The following is a 15,235-nucleotide window of genomic DNA, read 5'->3' on the forward strand; positions in this document are numbered from 1 at the left end:
AGTTAAAAACTACGCAAGTACTTTAGGGATTTTTAGTACTATCACGAGAACTCACAAAGCCGCAATTTAGCATTTGAACTACAGTTTCACGGCCTATCAAGCGGCTCCGGAATAAACCCCTGCTCCCTCAGCGCCTTGATCACCCCACGTACCAGGTAATTGTTGGAAAAGCCAACGGTGTACTGCCTAGAACCAGGGCTGACCGGCAGCAGCATCCCCTGCTCCACCAGATTCTTGATCTGATAAGTCCGCTGGTTGGTCGTAAGCGTAGGCAGCGCCTGGGCAATATCACTGGACTTCACAACCTTCATCTTCACCACGCTGGCGAGAATGTGTTCCTCGGTCTGCGTAATCCACTCGCGGCTGCGTGCAAAGCTCACCGCCGGCAACAGGATGGCTTGGGTGAGGTAACCATAGTCGGTGAGCTTGTCCACCTTCTGCAGCTCGTCACGAATGCCCTGCAGCACATAGGTACACCACGCTTCCAACCCTGCTGTGGTACCGGTATCGGCAACACTCAGCATGTTGTAGTACTGGTCCCGGTCATTGCAGAACACCGCCGTGGGGTTGAGCACCCTGCCACCGGTGTTCACGTTGAACCCGTACTTCATCAACAACGCATAGGTCAGCAGCCTTACCACCCGCCCGTTGCCGTTGCCGAACGGGTGAATCCAGCCGAAGCGGTGGTGCGCCAGGGCGACTTTCATCAGTGCGTATTTTGGTGAGTCGTCGCGGTTGATGAAGCTGACCAGCTCTTGCATGTACTGCGGCACCAGCACGCCGTCCGGGGGCAGATGCTCTGCCTGCGCGATCCTGACCGCGCCTTCGCGATAGGCGCCAGGCGTTCTGTCGCCTTCACGCTGCAACCCATGCACGGTCATGGCGTGAAGCTCTCGAATCGTATGCTCTGTCAGGTCTACACCGGGCTGTATCACCGCTTCGATGTAGTCCATTGCCTTTTCGATGTTGGCAATTTCCAGCAGTTGGTCTGTGCTCTCGGCTGTGCCTTCGACCTTGCTGTCGATGTAGTCGGCCAGCGTAGTGTGGTTGCCCTCGATTCGAGCGGACCCCAAGCTCTCCAGCGTGTGGAACAACGCCTTCAGCTGAAAGAAAACCTGGGGTGGGGTGTCGCCTTCCAGCCTTAGCCTGCGCAAAAACTCGAGCTCGGCCAGCACGTCAACCAACGGCGAGTCGAAGGACGGGTTCAGCAGCTGCAGGTCGTGGTGAGAAAACTGGGGCATCTGAAAATTATCTCTAAACGGCAAAAGCATTATCTAGAAAAAATTCGATTTATACCCCGTAAACGCTAGGCATAACCGGTATTGCAGCTAAACACTATCTAGAAAAGCGTGCAACCTTAAGTGGAAAGCTGTGATCCATTAAGTCAAAAAACGCGCAGACCGCGGGCACAAAAAAGCCCGCACAAGGCGGGCTTTGATGGGGTGCCACATAGCGAGAAATCGCCACTGGCCAAGCATGTAATGGTGCCGGAGACAGGAATCGAACCTGCGACCTTCGCGTTACGAGTGCGCTGCTCTACCGACTGAGCTACACCGGCGTGTTGCGCAACGTACCACTGCCGTGGCGGTTACGCAAACCCCTGTTTCAACTCACTTTCACGGTGCCTTGCAGCCGTTTGGCGCAAGGTCTTCCTCCACCGTGGTGGCGCAGCTCCAGCCGGCCTGGGTGCGGGTGAGCGTGAGGGTTTTGCCCAGTACGTTGGCCGGTGCATCGGCCAGGGTGCAGACGATGCTGGCGGTGCCGGCGGCGGCATTGCCGCTGGCGGTGATGGCGCAGTGGGCGGTGGCGGGCTGGCCGCCCAGGCTTGCGACGTCGGGGACGTCCTTGCCGCTGTTCAGGCGAACGTCCATCGGGGTTTTCAGGGCGGTGATTTCCAGCAGCGCGGCGCTGGCTTTGGCGCTGGACTGGTGGTTGGTGTACATCGGGATGGCGATGGTCGCCAGTATGCCGATGATCGCCACGACGATCATCAGTTCGATCAGGGTGATGCCGCGTTGCCCTTTCATGAACGGTATTCCTTTGCAATGCGTTAAGGCCGGACTGGCTGACGAGGCGCCCCCGCCGACAGCGGCGCAGTAGGCCTGAACCGACACCTTTTGTCACCCCTGGGCGGCGGTGCGTCATCGTTGCTGGACTACTCTAGTGACCGTCACGCCAACGCGCCCGGGGTTGGGCCCGGCAAGCTGTTACGGGGCTTGTCGCACTACTGCAAAGGACTCGCACATGCACACCTCTACCCGCCTGTACGCCTGGGAAGGCGTCAATGCATCCGGTACTTATCAACAGGGCCAACAGGCCGGGCGCAGCCCGGCGTTCGTGCAGGCGTGGTTGCGCCAGCAGGGTATCCGCGCCACCCGCGTGCGGCCGGCGGGCGGGGTGCGCTGGCGCTGGCCGCAGCGGGCGGGCAAGGCGGATGCGGCGGGGTTCAGCCGGCAACTGGCGACGCTTTTGACGGCGGGGGTGCCGCTGCTGCAGGCGTTCGAGGTGATGGCGCGCAGCAGTGCGGATGCGGCCATGGGGGCGCTGGTGGCGAGGTTGAAACAGGATGTGGCGGCGGGGTTGGGGTTTGCCGATGCCTTGCAACGCCACCCTGCGTGGTTCGATGGGCTTTACTGCAACCTGATTCGGGTGGGTGAGCAGTCGGGCACCTTGGACCGGCAGCTGGAGCAGATGGCGCTGATGCTGGAGACGCGCCAGGCCCTGCGGCAGAAGGTGCGCAAGGCGATGTTGTACCCGGCGCTGCTGTTGAGTACCGGGCTTGGGGTGGCGGCGTTGCTGTTACTGGAGGTGGTGCCGCGCTTCGAGGGGATGTTTGCCAATGCCGAGCAGGCGTTGCCGGCATTTACCCAATGGGTGATCGACTTGTCCGCAGGGCTGGGCCGGAACGTTGGTTGGCTAGTGGTGTTGCTGGCTTCGTTGGGCGTGGGGTTGCGCGAGCTGTATCGGCGGCACCTGCCGGGGCGGTTGTGGATGCTGCGCCTGACCTTGCGGGTGCCGGTGTTGGGGCGCTTGCTGGGGCAGGCGGCGCTGGCGCGGTTTGCCCGCAGCCTGGCCACGGCCTATGGCGCGGGGGTGGCGTTGCTGGATGCGCTGGACACGGTGGCGCCGGTGAGCGGCAACAGCCTGCACGAGGCGGCCATTCGCCGCCTGCGCCAGGGGGTGGCGAACGGGATGGGGTTGCAGCAGGCGATGGAGGCGGACGGGTTGTTCCCGCCGCTGTTGTGCCAGCTGGTGGCGGTGGGTGAAGCCAGCGGCACCCTGGACCTGATGCTGGGCAAAGCGGCGCAGCATTACGAAACTCAGGTGGCCGAGGCGCTGGAGCAGTTGACCGCGCTGCTCGAGCCGGCCATCGTGCTGACCCTCGGGCTGCTGGTTGGTGGCCTGGTGGTGGCGATGTACTTGCCGATCTTCCAGTTGGGTAGCCTGATCTGAACATGAATGCCTGGACCGTTATCGTCGACCATCCGCCCTTCTTCTATTGCCTGGCTGCGCTGCTGGGGTTGCTGGTGGGCAGCTTCATCAATGTGCTGGCGTACCGCTTGCCGGTGATGCTCGAGCGCCAGTGGCTGCGCGAGGCGCAAGAGGTGCTGGGGCTGCCGCAAACCGTGCACGAGCGCTTCGACCTGTGCCTGCCGGCCTCGCGCTGCCCGCACTGCCAGCACCGCATCCGGGCGTGGGAGAACATTCCGGTGTTGAGCTACCTGGCGCTGCGCGGGCGTTGCTCGGCGTGCAAGGGACGCATTGGCGTGCGCTACCCGTTGGTGGAGCTGGGCAGCGCGCTGCTGTCGTTGCTGGTGGCCTGGCATTTCGGGCCGGGGCTGGCGGCGTTGCTGGTGATGCTGCTGACCTGGGGGTTGCTGGCGCTTAGCCTGATCGATGCCGACCACCAACTGTTGCCAGATGTGCTGGTGTTGCCGCTGCTGTGGCTGGGGTTGGTGGTCAATGCCTTCAGCCTGCTGGTGCCGTTGAGCGATGCGCTGTGGGGTGCGGTGGCGGGTTACCTGAGCCTGTGGTCGGTGTACTGGGTGTTCCGCCTGCTGACCGGCAAGGAGGGCATGGGCTTTGGCGACTTCAAGTTGCTGGCGATGCTGGGGGCCTGGGGCGGCTGGCAGATTTTGCCGGTAACCCTGATGGGCGCGTCGATTGCCGGGGCGCTGATCGGGCTGGTGTTGCTGCGCCTGCAACGCGCGCAGCGGGGTACGCCGCTGCCTTTTGGGCCCTACCTGGCGATTGCGGGGTGGATCGCATTGCTCTGGGGTGATGAAATAGTCGCCTCTTACCTGCAACTACTTGGCCCCTGATGAGCACAGCGCCCTTCACCCCCTGGATTCTTGGCCTGACCGGCGGCATCGGCAGCGGCAAAAGCGCCGCCGCCGAGCGTTTCGTCGAGCTGGGCGTGCACCTGGTCGATGCCGACCAGGCGGCGCGCTGGGTTGTCGAGCCGGGCCGCCCTGCCCTGGCCAGCATCGTCGAGCGCTTTGGCCCCGGCGTGCTGCAGGCGGACGGGCAACTGGACCGCGCGGCCCTGCGCCAGCTTATATTTGCCGACCCTGGCCAGCGCCAGTGGCTGGAGCAATTACTGCACCCGCTGATCGGCCAGGAGATTTTCAGCTACCTGGCCAAGGCCGAGACGCGCTATGCGGTGTATGTGTCGCCGCTGCTGATCGAGTCGGGGCAGTACCGCAAGACCCAGCGCATTCTGGTGATCGACGCGCCAACCGAATTGCAGGTGCAGCGCACCCTGGCGCGCGACAACACCAGCCCCGAGCAGGTGCAGGCGATTCTCAAGGCCCAGTTGGCCCGTGAAGAACGCCTGCGCCATGCCGATGACGTGGTGGTCAATGACCGCGACTTGCAAGCCTTGCATGACCAGATTGACCGCCTGCACCACTTTTACCTGACTTTGCGAGGAGGCCAGCCATGAGCCAGCCAATGACCGTTGAATGCCCGACCTGCGGGGCGCCTGTGGAATGGGGGGACAAAAGCCCGTTTCGGCCGTTTTGTTCAGACCGCTGCAAGCTGATCGACCTGGGGGCCTGGGCTGCGGAGGAACACAAGATCGCAGGGTCGCAGGAGTCTGAGGATGAGCTGTATTCGGGGGAGCTTGAGCCTCGGCACTGAGGGTTTGCCTGGTTGAATGCCATCGCGGGGCAAGCCCGCTCCCGCGCTGCCTGGTGATGTTGGGCTGGGGCGTGGGGGCGGGTTTGCCCCGCGGTGTTTTCGGGCCCCGGGGGTTGGCAGCGCAGTACCTGTGGGAGCGGGCTTGTCGGGGTGCCGAACCACCGCGAAGCAGGCGCCGCGGTGGATGGCACCGGCTTTGCCGGTGATCGCCGGCAAGCCGGCTCCTACAGGGGTGCGCGGCATATGTGCTATCCCGACTCAGCGCCCGTCGTCCTTCCACGGCGCCTGCAGGTAGCGGGTGCGGTTGAAGGTTTCCAGCCATTCGGGGCAGAACACCACCAGGGCGCTGATTACCGTGCCGTTGATGAACGCCTCGGGGAACATCATCAGCCACAGGTAACCGATGAAGTCGCTTAGCCACTCGGGCAGGGCGAACAGGCCGTCGAGCCAGAGCAGGCCGAGGGCGGCCAGCACGCAGAGCACCACCGTGAGGGCAGCGGGGAAGAACCCGCAGCAGAAGATATACACGAACAGGTTACGTGGCTGGGCACGCTCCACCAGCAGCGCGCAAACCTCGGTGATCAGCACCGGCAGGCCGACGATCAGCAGGCCGTTGACGCCCAATGCGGCGAGGTCCTGGCGGCCGAGCAGCAACAGGCCGATCTGGGCGAGAAAACCGCCCAGAATGGCCAGGGGCCAGTCCAGCAACAGGGTGACGGCGGTCATGCCGAGAAAGTGGTAGGACACCCCGGTGTCGAAGTCGCGGCGCACCAGCCACAGCGCAAACAAGCCGAACACAGTGCCGAACAGCAGGTGCTGGCGGCGGCTGTCACTGACCAGTTCGACCCAGCGGGTACGGCTGGCGGCCCAGGCCAGCAAGGGCAGGTAACCGAGCCAGCCGAGGGTGAGGCTGGTGCTGGACAATACCTGTGCGCTGATCACCTGGTGAATACCCCTGGCTGCCTTGTGGACAAGCCTGAGTCTACACCCATTCCCTGTCGCTGATTCCTACGCACAAACAGCATCTTACCGTCATGGATTAGCGACTAAGCTTGAACCCATGGACGACTCAGACTACTTGCGCCTGCTTACCATCCAGGCCGAACAAGCCAATGCATTCCTGTCCAATGCGCGCAAATGGGAGCGCGAGCGTTGGGTCTGCCAGCGCCTGCTGCAAGGGCTGAACATCCCCTACCGCAGCGACGACTTCACCCCGGCCGGGCAAGAGCCGCCGGATGTGCTGTTTCGCGATGCGGCGTTCGAGGTGTTTTTTGTGCTGGACGAGGGCCGCCGGCTCAACGACGAGTGGCGCGAAGAGCTGCAGCGCCGGCGCAGCGCGTTTTCGCTGAGCCAGCTGGTGCGCCGCGAGGCGCGGCCGCGGCGGATCAGCGCCCAGGAACTGCTGGACCGCCTGGCACCGACCTTGCGCAAGAAGGCGCACAACTACCGCGAGCGCGGGCTGGACCTGGGCGAGCTGGACATCATCGCCTTCGCCAGCCTCAAGCGTGAGGTGCTCGACCTCAACAGCCACTTCCCGCCGCCCACCGAATACCTGCGCCAGGGCTGGCGCTCGCTGTCGCTGGTGGGGCCGACCTTCGCCCGGGTGCTGTTCGCCCACCCGGATGCGCCGGACTTTTTGCGCGGCAACCTGGGGCGCAGCATCGTGTTCGATGTGGGCATCAGTCTTTGATCCACTGCCGAGACTGTTTGCGATGGCGTACACTCGGCGCCAGGGATAGAAAGCATTATCATTTGTTTCAAGTGCTTGCGTGAACGCTGTGGCGTGCACGCAGTCTCAAACGTCTACCTGACGAGGCCCACCATGACCAGCCGCCTGAGCCCTGAAGATCAGCGTCGCGTCGATGAGTACCTGAGTGCCCCCCAGCATCGTGTCGAGCGCAGGCCTTTCCGGCCTTGGCTGCTCCTGTTGCTGGTGGTGGCCGTGACCATCGGGTTGGGCCTGTTGAGCCGCTTGCTGAGTGGGTTGGTGCTATGAGCTGCCTTGCGCTCGCCCTCCCCTCGTGCCGTGCGCGGCCGGGCCTTGTGCCCACGAATTCCGTAAAACTTGTGAGATATCCCCATGACTCATCGCATCGTGATTGTCGGCGGCGGCGCCGGCGGCCTGGAACTGGCGACCCGCCTGGGTAAAACCCTGGGCAAGCGCAAGCAGGCCGAGATCACCCTGGTCGACGCCAACCTGACGCACATCTGGAAGCCGCTGCTGCACGAAGTGGCTGCCGGCTCGCTGAACTCCTCGGAAGACGAACTGAACTACGTGGCCCAGGCCAAGTGGAACCACTTCAACTTCCAACTGGGCCGCATGAGTGGCCTGGACCGTGAAGGCAAGCAGATCCAGCTGGCCGCCACCCTCGATGAAGAGGGCCGCGAGCTGCTGCCTGCGCGCACCCTGGGCTATGACAGCCTGGTGATTGCGGTGGGCAGCAACACCAACGACTTCGGCACCCTGGGGGCGGCGCAGCACTGCATCTTCCTCGACAGCCGCAAGCAGGCCGAGCGCTTCCACCAGCAGTTGCTCAACCACTACCTGCGCGCCCATGCCGGTGCGCCGGAAAGCGGCAAGATCAGCGTGGCCATCGTCGGTGCCGGCGCCACTGGCGTGGAGCTGGCGGCCGAGCTGCACAACGCGGCCCACGAGCTGGCGGCCTACGGGCTGGACCGCATCCAGCCCAAAGACATGCACATCACCCTGATCGAGGCGGGCCCGCGGGTACTGCCAGCGCTGCCGGAACGCATCAGCGTGCCGGTGCACAAGACCCTGGAAAAGCTGGGGGTGACGGTGATGACCAACGCGGCAGTCAGCGAAGTGACCGAGGATGGCCTGAAAACCGCCGGCGGCGAAGTGATCCAGGCGAGCCTCAAGGTGTGGGCGGCGGGCATTCGTGCGCCGGGCTTCCTGAAGGACATCGACGGGCTGGAGACCAACCGCATCAACCAGCTGGTGGTGCGCCCGACCCTGCAGACCACCCTGGACGACAATATTTTCGCCTTTGGCGACTGCGCCGCCTGCCCGCAGCCGGGTAGCGACCGTAACGTGCCGCCGCGCGCCCAGGCTGCGCACCAGCAGGCTTCGCTGCTGGTGAAGGGGCTCAAGGCGCGCCTGGAAGGCAAGCCGCTGCCGAGCTTCGAGTACAAGGACTACGGCTCGCTGGTGTCGCTGTCGCGGTTCTCGGCGGTGGGCAACCTGATGGGTAACCTGATGGGCAGCGTGAAGCTGGAAGGCTGGCTGGCGCGTATGTTCTACGTGTCGCTGTACCGCATGCACCAGATGGCGCTGTATGGCGTGTTCCGCACGGCGATGCTGATGCTGGGCAGCAAGATCGGCCGCGGCACCGAGCCGCGCCTGAAGCTGCACTGAGGCTGATGCGCGCTCTGTAGGAGCCGGCTTGCCGGCGATGGGGCCAGCAGCGCCAGCACATGCCTGACAGGCAAATGAAAAAGGGCATCCCGGTTGGGGTGCCCTTTTTTATTGTGCATTGCCTGGGCGGGCCCTATCGCCGGCAAGCCGGCTCCTACAGGGGGCGTGGGTGGGCCGCGAATAGGGCGAGATAAAACGCAGGCAAAAGAAAAAGGGCATCTCATTTGAGATGCCCTTTTTACATGGTGGGTCGTGTAGGATTCGAACCTACGACCAATTGGTTAAAAGCCAACTGCTCTACCAACTGAGCTAACGACCCGGAAAATGGTCGGGGTGAGGGGATTCGAACTCCTGACATCCTGCTCCCAAAGCAGGCGCGCTACCGGACTGCGCTACACCCCGAGATTGGCTCCGCGACCTGGACTCGAACCAGGGACCCAATGATTAACAGTCATTTGCTCTACCGACTGAGCTATCGCGGAACTGAACTTCGGTACAACCTTTACAGCTTCGAAGTCTGTGTTAGCTTCGAACTCTTTAGCGTTGTCGCTGCTGAGGCCGGCTATTCTACATTCTTCGTTTTGCTTGTCAACCACTTTTTTTCACTCAACTTACTGATTTGTAAGTTGTTTTGCGGTCACCGGTGTTGCTGGTGATTCGCTTAGTGCCTGACAGCGGGGCGAATATTAGGGGCACTCTGATTTTTGTGCAAGCATTTTTTTCAAAATTTTCAGCGAGTTATGGCTGACGCTGGAAAACCAGGGGTTTGAGGGCCCTATCGCCGGCAAGCCGGCTCCTACAAGGAAGGCATATCCCCTGTAGGAGCCGGCTTGCCGGCGATGCTTTTTCAGGCAAAGACGATCTCGTCCCCTTCCACTTGTGCAGTGATCGCCGCGCCAGGCACAAACTGGCCGCCGAGGATCAGTTGCGCCAGCGGGTTCTCGATCCAGCGCTGGATCGCTCGCTTCAGAGGGCGTGCGCCATACACCGGGTCGTAACCGACGGCGATCAGCTTGTCCAAGGCTTCCGGGCTCAGGCTCAGCGACAGCTCGCGCTCGGCCAGGCGGCTGCGCAGGCGGCCGAGCTGGATTTCGGTGATGCCGGCGATCTGCTCGCGGCCCAGGGGCTCGAATACCACCACCTCGTCGATACGGTTGATGAACTCGGGGCGGAAGTGCGAGCCCACTGCGTCCATCACCGCCGCACGCTGCGCCTCGCGGTCACCGACCAGTTCCTGGATTTGTGCCGAGCCCAGGTTGGAGGTCATCACGATCACCGTGTTGCGGAAGTCCACGGTGCGGCCATGGCTGTCAGTCAGGCGGCCATCTTCAAGCACCTGCAGCAGCACGTTGAACACATCCGGGTGGGCTTTTTCAACCTCGTCCAGCAACACCACCGAGTACGGCTTGCGGCGCACGGCTTCGGTCAGGTAACCGCCCTCTTCATAGCCGACATAGCCTGGCGGGGCGCCAATCAGCCGGGCCACGGAGTGTTTCTCCATGAACTCGGACATATCGATGCGCACCATGGCCTCTTCGGTATCGAAGAGGAACTCGGCCAGCGCCTTGCACAGCTCGGTCTTGCCCACGCCGGTCGGGCCGAGGAACAGGAACGAGCCGCTCGGGCGGTTGGGGTCGGACAGCCCGGCGCGGGAGCGGCGCACGGCGTTGGCCACGGCGGTGACTGCTTCGTCCTGGCCGATCACGCGCTGGTGCAGCAGGCCTTCCATCTTCAACAGCTTCTCGCGCTCGCCTTCGAGCATTTTCGACACCGGGATGCCGGTCCACTTGGACACCACTTCGGCGATTTCTTCCTCGGTGACCTTGTTGCGCAGCAGCTGGTTCTCGCTCTTGCCGTGCTGGTCGACCATCTGCAGGCTGCGCTCCAGGTCCGGGATGACCCCGTACTGCAGCTCGGCCATGCGGCTGAGGTCGCCTTTGCGGCGGGCGGCTTCAAGCTCCTGGCGGGCTTGCTCGATTTTTTGCTGGATCTGCGCCGAACCTTGTACCTCGGCCTTTTCAGAGGCCCAGATTTCTTCGAGGTCGGCGTATTCACGCTCGAGGCGCTCGATTTCTTCGGTCAGCTTCTCCAGGCGCTTCTTGGCTGCTTCGTCCTCTTCTTTCTTCAGCGCCTGGGATTCCACCTTCAGCTGGATCAGGCGACGGTCGAGGCGGTCGAGCACTTCGGGCTTGGAGTCGATCTCCATGCGGATACGGCTGGCAGCCTCGTCGATCAAGTCGATGGCCTTGTCCGGCAGCTGGCGGTCGGTGATGTAGCGGTGGCTGAGCTTGGCCGCGGCAATGATGGCGCCGTCGGTGATGGCCACCTTGTGGTGCACTTCATAGCGCTCTTTCAGGCCACGCAGGATGGCGATGGTGTCTTCCTCGCTCGGCTCTTCTACCAGTACCTTCTGGAAACGGCGCTCGAGGGCGGCGTCCTTTTCGATGAACTGGCGGTATTCGTTCAGCGTGGTGGCGCCGACGCAGTGCAACTCGCCACGGGCCAGGGCCGGCTTGAGCATGTTGCCGGCGTCCATGGCGCCCTCGCCCTTGCCGGCGCCGACCATGGTGTGCAGCTCGTCGATGAACAGGATGATCTGGCCTTCCTGCTTGGACAGCTCGTTGAGCAGGCCTTTGAGGCGCTCTTCGAACTCGCCGCGGTATTTGGCACCGGCAATCAGCGCGCCCATGTCCAGCGCCAGCAGGCGCTTGCCTTTGAGGCCGTCGGGCACTTCGCCGTTGATGATGCGCTGGGCCAGGCCTTCGGCGATGGCGGTTTTACCGACGCCGGGCTCACCGATCAGCACCGGGTTGTTCTTGGTACGGCGCTGCAGCACCTGCACGGTGCGGCGAATTTCGTCGTCACGGCCGATCACCGGGTCCAGCTTGCCTTCTTCGGCGCGCTTGGTCAGGTCGACGGTGTACTTGTCCAGGGCCTGGCGCGATTCTTCGGCGTTGGCGTCATTCACTGCCGCGCCGCCGCGCAGGTTGTTGATGGCGTTTTCCAGGGCCTTCTTGCTCACGCCCTGGCCAAGCAGCAGCTTGCCGACCTTGCTGTTCTCGTCCATGGCGGCGAGCAGCACCAGTTCGCTGGAGATGAACTGGTCGCCCTTCTGCTGGGCCAGGCGGTCGGCCTGGTTGAGCAGGCGCGCCAGGTCCTGAGACATGTTGACGTCGCCGGTGGGGTTCTGGATTTTCGGCAACTGGTCGAGCTCTTTGCTCAACGCCTTGCGCAGGCTGTTGATGTCGAAGCCCACCTGCATCAGCAGCGGCTTGATCGAACCGCCCTGCTGCTCGATCAGCGCCTGCAGCAGGTGCAGGGGCTCGATGGCCGGGTGGTCCATGCCAACGGCAAGGGATTGGGAGTCGGATAACGCCAGTTGCAGCTTGCTGGTCAGTCGGTCTATTCGCATGGGGATACCTTCCTTTAAAGGGCAGGCGGAGCGATGGACAGCACCTTTGTGAAGAACCTGCCTGAGATGACCAATAGATAAGGCTGATTCTGGAAGATTCAAGCGTAGCGGGGTTGACGAGGGTCAGCCTGGAGTATCGGCGTTGGGGCATTCGCGGGTAAACCCGCTCCCACAGGGACCGCACGCCCCTCAAACCTGCACCGCACCTGTAGGAGCCGGCTTGCCGGCGATGAGGCCGCGACAGGATGCTCACAACCCTCAACAGCAGTGCGGTACCTGTGGGAGCGGGCTTGCCCGCGAACACCGGCGCAGCCGGTGCCAGGCACCGCGTCGCCCGCATCGCTGGCAAGCCAGCTCCTGCAGGATTGCGCAAAGCCTGAGCCCAACGCTGTACCTGTGTGTGGGTTTACCCGCAGAGGCCGCGACAGGCTAACGCGTATTCAGCCAGACCAGCGAAGCGAAGCGCCCGCCCTGGGGCGTACGGCGGTAGGAGAAGAAGCGCGGGTCACCGACGGTGCACAAGCCACCGCCGTAAACGGCGGTCACGCCGCAGGCGGCCAGGCGGATGCGCGCCAGCTGGTAGATGTCGGCCAGCAGCTTGCCCGGGCGCTCGCCCGGCACAAAGGCATCGACTGCCTCGGGGTGCTGGGCGGTGAAGGCATCGCGCACCTCCATGCCCACTTCGAACGCCTGCGGGCCGATGGCCGGGCCCAGCCACACCAGCACCTCTTCGGGTGGTAGGGCCAAGCGCTCGAGGGTGGCCTCCAGCACGCCACCGGCCAGCCCGCGCCAGCCGGCGTGGGCGGCGGCCACGCGGGTGCCGGCGCGGTCGCAGAACAACGCGGGCAGGCAGTCGGCGGTCATGGCGGTGCAGGCGATGCCGGGCTGGTCGGTCCAGCTGGCGTCGGCTTCGGCGACCACGCCGGGGTTGGCGTCGGCCACCACCACGCCGTGCACCTGCTTGAGCCAGGCTGGCTGAATAGTGAATTCGTCGCTCAGGCGGCGGCGGTTCTCGGCGACCGCCTGCGGGTCGTCGCCCACGTGGTCACCGAGATTGAAGGTATCAAAGGGCGCCAGGCTGACGCCGCCGGCGCGGGTGGTGACGCAGGCGCGGACCGAGGCCGGGGCAGGCCAGTCGGGGAACAGCAGCGCCAGCGCCAGCTCACTCATCCGATGAAGCTCTCGCGGTCCTGGTCGAGCAGCGACAGCAGCCACTGGAAGTCATCCGGCAATTCGGACTTCCATTCCATGCGCTCGCCGGTGGTCGGGTGGTCCAGTGCCAGGAAGCGTGCATGCAGGGCCTGGCGCGGGAAGTTTTTCACCGCCTCGACCATGGCCACGCTGGCAGCCGGCGGGATTCGGAAACGCGTACCGTAGGTTTGGTCGCCGACCAGCGGGTAACCGACATGGGCCATGTGCACGCGGATCTGGTGGGTGCGGCCGGTTTCCAGCTTGACCCGCACATGGGTGTGCGAACGGAAGCGCTTGAGCACGCGGTAGTGGCTGACCGCAGGCTTGCCGCCGTCGGTGACCGCCATGCGCTGGCGCTCACCGCCGTGACGGCCGATCGGGGCGTCGATCTTGCCACCGGCGATCACCACGCCGACCACGATGCATTCATAGATGCGGCTGACCGAACGTTTTTGCAGCTGGTCGACCAGGTTGGTCTGCGCCTGCAGGGTCTTGGCCACCACCATCAGGCCGGTGGTGTCCTTGTCGAGGCGGTGCACAATGCCTGCGCGCGGCACGTTGACGATGTCCGGCACGTGGTGCAGCAAGGCGTTGAGCAGGGTGCCGTCGGGGTGACCAGCGGCCGGGTGCACCACAAGCCCTGCTGGCTTGTTGATCACCAGGATCTGGTCGTCCTCGTAGACGATGTCCAGCTCGATGTCCTGAGCCACCCATTCGCCCTGGGCTTCCTGCTCGGCTTCAAGGGCCAGGACAGAGCCGCTGTGGACGATATCGCGCGGCCGCAGTACCGCGCCATCGACGGTCAGGCGGCCATCTTTGATCCACGAGGACAGGCGCGAACGCGAGTACTCGTCGAACAGTTGGGCGGCGACTTGGTCGAGGCGTTGGCCGCCCAGTTCGGACGGGACCTCTGCGCTAAGTTGAATGATCTCGGACATGCTCGAATCGACGGGCGTTCAGCCTTTGGTTTCGGCTGCGCGCTTGTGGTTAAATACGGCTTCTTTTGCCCCGGGGTTTGGCCGGGGGCGCTCATCATAACAGGACGGCACCGCCCAAGACAGCGGCCGTCAAAGGGACGCAAGCCGCCATGCAAGTGAAACACCTGCTGCTGATCGCCATCCTCGGGCTCACCGCTGCCTGTTCCTCGAACAAGGAAGTCATTGACGAGAACCTCAGTGAGGCTGAGCTGTACCAGCAGGCGCAGGCCGACCTGGACAGCCACAGCTACACCAGCGCCGTGAACAAGCTCAAGGCCCTGGAATCGCGCTACCCGTTCGGCCGTTACGCCGACCAGGCCCAGCTCGAGCTGATTTACGCCAACTACAAGAACACCGAGCCAGAAGCTGCCAAGTCGGCCGCCGAACGCTTCATCCGCCTGCACCCGCAGCACCCGAACGTCGACTACGCCTACTACCTGAAAGGCCTGACTTCGTTCGACCAGGACCGTGGCCTGGTGGCGCGCTTCCTGCCGCTGGACATGACCAAGCGTGACCCGGGTGCCGCGCGCGACTCGTACAACGAGTTCGCCCAGCTGACCAGCCGCTTCCCCAACAGCCGCTACGCCCCGGACGCCAAGCAGCGCATGATCTACCTGCGCAACCTGCTGGCCTCCTACGAAATCCACGTGGCCAACTACTACCTCAGCCGCGAGGCTTATGTAGCGGCTGCCAACCGTGGCCGCTACGTGGTGGAAAACTTCCAGGAAACCCCGTCGGTAGGTGACGGCCTGGCGGTGATGGTCGAGGCGTACCAGCGCATGCACCTGGACGAGCTGGCCGCCACCAGCCTTGAGACTCTCAAGCTCAACTACCCGGACCACCCGAGCCTGGTCGACGGCCAGTTCGTCGCCAAGGAAGACGAAAACGGCAACCGCTCGTGGCTGTCCAAGGCCACCCTGGGCCTGATCGAGACCGACACCCCGCTGCCGCCGGGTGAAACCCGCGCCAACCAGGACGTGGTGCGCCAGTTCCAGGACGCCCGCGCCGAGATGCCGCAGGAGCTGCTGCCCAAGGACGAGAACGGCGACCCGATCCTGCCGGAAGGCCCGAAAGAAGCCGAGAAGGACCGTTCGTGGTTCAGCTACATGACCTTTGGTCTGTTCGACTGATACGGCG

14 protein-coding genes and 4 tRNA genes are annotated in these 15,235 nt (G+C 63.7%); 8 read left to right on the forward strand and 10 right to left on the reverse strand.

Annotation, left to right across the window (positions count from 1 at the left end):
• Positions 1–86: 86 nt before the first annotated feature.
• The 3 genes from ACI2KK_RS19970 to ACI2KK_RS19980 form a co-directional block, all read right to left on the reverse strand.
• Positions 87–1,241 (reverse strand): Fic family protein, encoded by a 1,155-nt coding sequence (locus tag ACI2KK_RS19970; RefSeq protein ID WP_404670255.1) that lies wholly within the window; start codon positions 1,239–1,241, stop codon positions 87–89.
• A 241-nt stretch (positions 1,242–1,482) separates the two neighbouring features.
• A tRNA-Thr gene (locus tag ACI2KK_RS19975) sits at positions 1,483–1,558 on the reverse strand.
• Between the two features lie 58 nt (positions 1,559–1,616).
• Positions 1,617–2,027: a pilin gene (locus ACI2KK_RS19980; RefSeq protein ID WP_369989694.1), complete on the reverse strand. Its 411-nt coding sequence runs from the start codon at positions 2,025–2,027 to the stop codon at positions 1,617–1,619.
• A gap of 217 nt (positions 2,028–2,244) precedes the next feature.
• On the opposite strand from ACI2KK_RS19980, the gene ACI2KK_RS19985 reads away from it, so the two are divergent.
• From ACI2KK_RS19985 to yacG, 4 genes are read left to right on the forward strand one after another with little or no spacing between them, the layout of a single operon-like run.
• Positions 2,245–3,453 carry a type II secretion system F family protein gene (locus tag ACI2KK_RS19985; protein WP_404670256.1) on the forward strand — a complete coding sequence of 403 codons (1,209 nt, stop codon included), beginning with the start codon at positions 2,245–2,247 and terminating at the stop codon, positions 3,451–3,453.
• A 2-nt stretch (positions 3,454–3,455) separates the two neighbouring features.
• Entirely contained in the window at positions 3,456–4,322 is an 867-nt protein-coding gene (locus tag ACI2KK_RS19990; RefSeq protein WP_404670257.1) for a prepilin peptidase, read from the forward strand.
• Positions 4,322–4,945 (forward strand): dephospho-CoA kinase, encoded by a 624-nt coding sequence (gene coaE, locus ACI2KK_RS19995; protein ID WP_404670258.1) that lies wholly within the window; start codon positions 4,322–4,324, stop codon positions 4,943–4,945. The genes ACI2KK_RS19990 and coaE overlap by 1 nt, the downstream gene beginning before the upstream one ends.
• A complete protein-coding gene (gene yacG / locus ACI2KK_RS20000; RefSeq protein ID WP_217841780.1) occupies positions 4,942–5,142 on the forward strand; it encodes a DNA gyrase inhibitor YacG in 201 nt (66 codons plus the stop codon). Before coaE ends, yacG begins: the two co-directional genes overlap by 4 nt.
• A 258-nt stretch (positions 5,143–5,400) precedes the next feature.
• On the opposite strand, the gene ACI2KK_RS20005 is transcribed toward yacG, so the two are convergent.
• Entirely contained in the window at positions 5,401–6,084 is a 684-nt protein-coding gene (locus tag ACI2KK_RS20005; RefSeq protein ID WP_404670259.1) for an energy-coupling factor ABC transporter permease, read from the reverse strand.
• Positions 6,085–6,202: 118 nt separating this feature from the next.
• Between ACI2KK_RS20005 and ACI2KK_RS20010 the strand changes: the two genes are divergently transcribed.
• From ACI2KK_RS20010 to ACI2KK_RS20020, 3 genes are all read left to right on the forward strand, one after another.
• Positions 6,203–6,832, forward strand: a complete 630-nt coding sequence (locus ACI2KK_RS20010) for a DUF1780 domain-containing protein (RefSeq protein WP_404670260.1) — start codon at positions 6,203–6,205, stop codon at positions 6,830–6,832.
• Positions 6,833–6,964: 132 nt separating this feature from the next.
• Complete coding sequence (locus ACI2KK_RS20015) at positions 6,965–7,138, forward strand: DUF3094 family protein (RefSeq protein WP_217841777.1); 174 nt, start codon at positions 6,965–6,967, stop codon at positions 7,136–7,138.
• Between the two features lie 84 nt (positions 7,139–7,222).
• On the forward strand, positions 7,223–8,518 hold the full coding sequence (locus tag ACI2KK_RS20020) for an NAD(P)/FAD-dependent oxidoreductase (protein ID WP_217841776.1): 1,296 nt from the start codon (positions 7,223–7,225) through the stop codon (positions 8,516–8,518).
• A gap of 243 nt (positions 8,519–8,761) precedes the next feature.
• Here ACI2KK_RS20020 and ACI2KK_RS20025 read toward each other — a convergent pair.
• From ACI2KK_RS20025 to rluD, 6 genes are all read right to left on the reverse strand, one after another.
• Positions 8,762–8,837, reverse strand: a tRNA-Lys gene (locus ACI2KK_RS20025).
• Positions 8,838–8,843: 6 nt separating this feature from the next.
• Positions 8,844–8,920, reverse strand: a tRNA-Pro gene (locus ACI2KK_RS20030).
• 4 nt (positions 8,921–8,924) lie between these two features.
• Positions 8,925–9,000, reverse strand: a tRNA-Asn gene (locus tag ACI2KK_RS20035).
• Positions 9,001–9,365: 365 nt separating this feature from the next.
• Positions 9,366–11,930, reverse strand: coding sequence for an ATP-dependent chaperone ClpB (clpB, locus tag ACI2KK_RS20040; protein WP_404670261.1), 2,565 nt, complete (start codon positions 11,928–11,930; stop codon positions 9,366–9,368).
• 429 nt (positions 11,931–12,359) lie between these two features.
• Positions 12,360–13,100, reverse strand: a complete 741-nt coding sequence (gene pgeF, locus ACI2KK_RS20045; RefSeq protein WP_404670262.1) for a peptidoglycan editing factor PgeF — start codon at positions 13,098–13,100, stop codon at positions 12,360–12,362.
• Positions 13,097–14,059, reverse strand: coding sequence for a 23S rRNA pseudouridine(1911/1915/1917) synthase RluD (rluD, locus tag ACI2KK_RS20050; RefSeq protein ID WP_217841773.1), 963 nt, complete (start codon positions 14,057–14,059; stop codon positions 13,097–13,099). Before rluD ends, pgeF begins: the two co-directional genes overlap by 4 nt.
• Before the next feature lie 149 nt (positions 14,060–14,208).
• Between rluD and ACI2KK_RS20055 the strand changes: the two genes are divergently transcribed.
• A complete protein-coding gene (locus tag ACI2KK_RS20055; RefSeq protein ID WP_217841772.1) occupies positions 14,209–15,228 on the forward strand; it encodes an outer membrane protein assembly factor BamD in 1,020 nt (339 codons plus the stop codon).
• The last annotated feature ends 7 nt before the right edge of the window (positions 15,229–15,235 follow it).

The organism is Pseudomonas sp. NPDC089406, assembly GCF_044900265.1.
Classification (GTDB): Bacteria; Pseudomonadota; Gammaproteobacteria; order Pseudomonadales; family Pseudomonadaceae; genus Aquipseudomonas; species Aquipseudomonas fakonensis.

Excerpts from the sequence above, each read along its gene's own strand:
- pgeF (WP_404670262.1), bottom strand. The coding sequence starts at position 13,100 with ATGAGTGAGCTGGCGCTGGCGCTGCTGTTCCCCGACTGGCCTGCCCCG.
- rluD (WP_217841773.1), bottom strand. The coding sequence starts at position 14,059 with ATGTCCGAGATCATTCAACTTAGCGCAGAGGTCCCGTCCGAACTGGGC.
- ACI2KK_RS19980 (WP_369989694.1), bottom strand. The coding sequence starts at position 2,027 with ATGAAAGGGCAACGCGGCATCACCCTGATCGAACTGATGATCGTCGTG.
- yacG (WP_217841780.1), top strand. The coding sequence starts at position 4,942 with ATGAGCCAGCCAATGACCGTTGAATGCCCGACCTGCGGGGCGCCTGTG.
- ACI2KK_RS20020 (WP_217841776.1), top strand. The coding sequence starts at position 7,223 with ATGACTCATCGCATCGTGATTGTCGGCGGCGGCGCCGGCGGCCTGGAA.
- ACI2KK_RS19990 (WP_404670257.1), top strand. The coding sequence starts at position 3,456 with ATGAATGCCTGGACCGTTATCGTCGACCATCCGCCCTTCTTCTATTGC.
- ACI2KK_RS19985 (WP_404670256.1), top strand. The coding sequence starts at position 2,245 with ATGCACACCTCTACCCGCCTGTACGCCTGGGAAGGCGTCAATGCATCC.
- clpB (WP_404670261.1), bottom strand. The coding sequence starts at position 11,930 with ATGCGAATAGACCGACTGACCAGCAAGCTGCAACTGGCGTTATCCGAC.
- ACI2KK_RS19970 (WP_404670255.1), bottom strand. The coding sequence starts at position 1,241 with ATGCCCCAGTTTTCTCACCACGACCTGCAGCTGCTGAACCCGTCCTTC.
- ACI2KK_RS20015 (WP_217841777.1), top strand. The coding sequence starts at position 6,965 with ATGACCAGCCGCCTGAGCCCTGAAGATCAGCGTCGCGTCGATGAGTAC.
- ACI2KK_RS20055 (WP_217841772.1), top strand. The coding sequence starts at position 14,209 with ATGCAAGTGAAACACCTGCTGCTGATCGCCATCCTCGGGCTCACCGCT.
- ACI2KK_RS20010 (WP_404670260.1), top strand. The coding sequence starts at position 6,203 with ATGGACGACTCAGACTACTTGCGCCTGCTTACCATCCAGGCCGAACAA.
- coaE (WP_404670258.1), top strand. The coding sequence starts at position 4,322 with ATGAGCACAGCGCCCTTCACCCCCTGGATTCTTGGCCTGACCGGCGGC.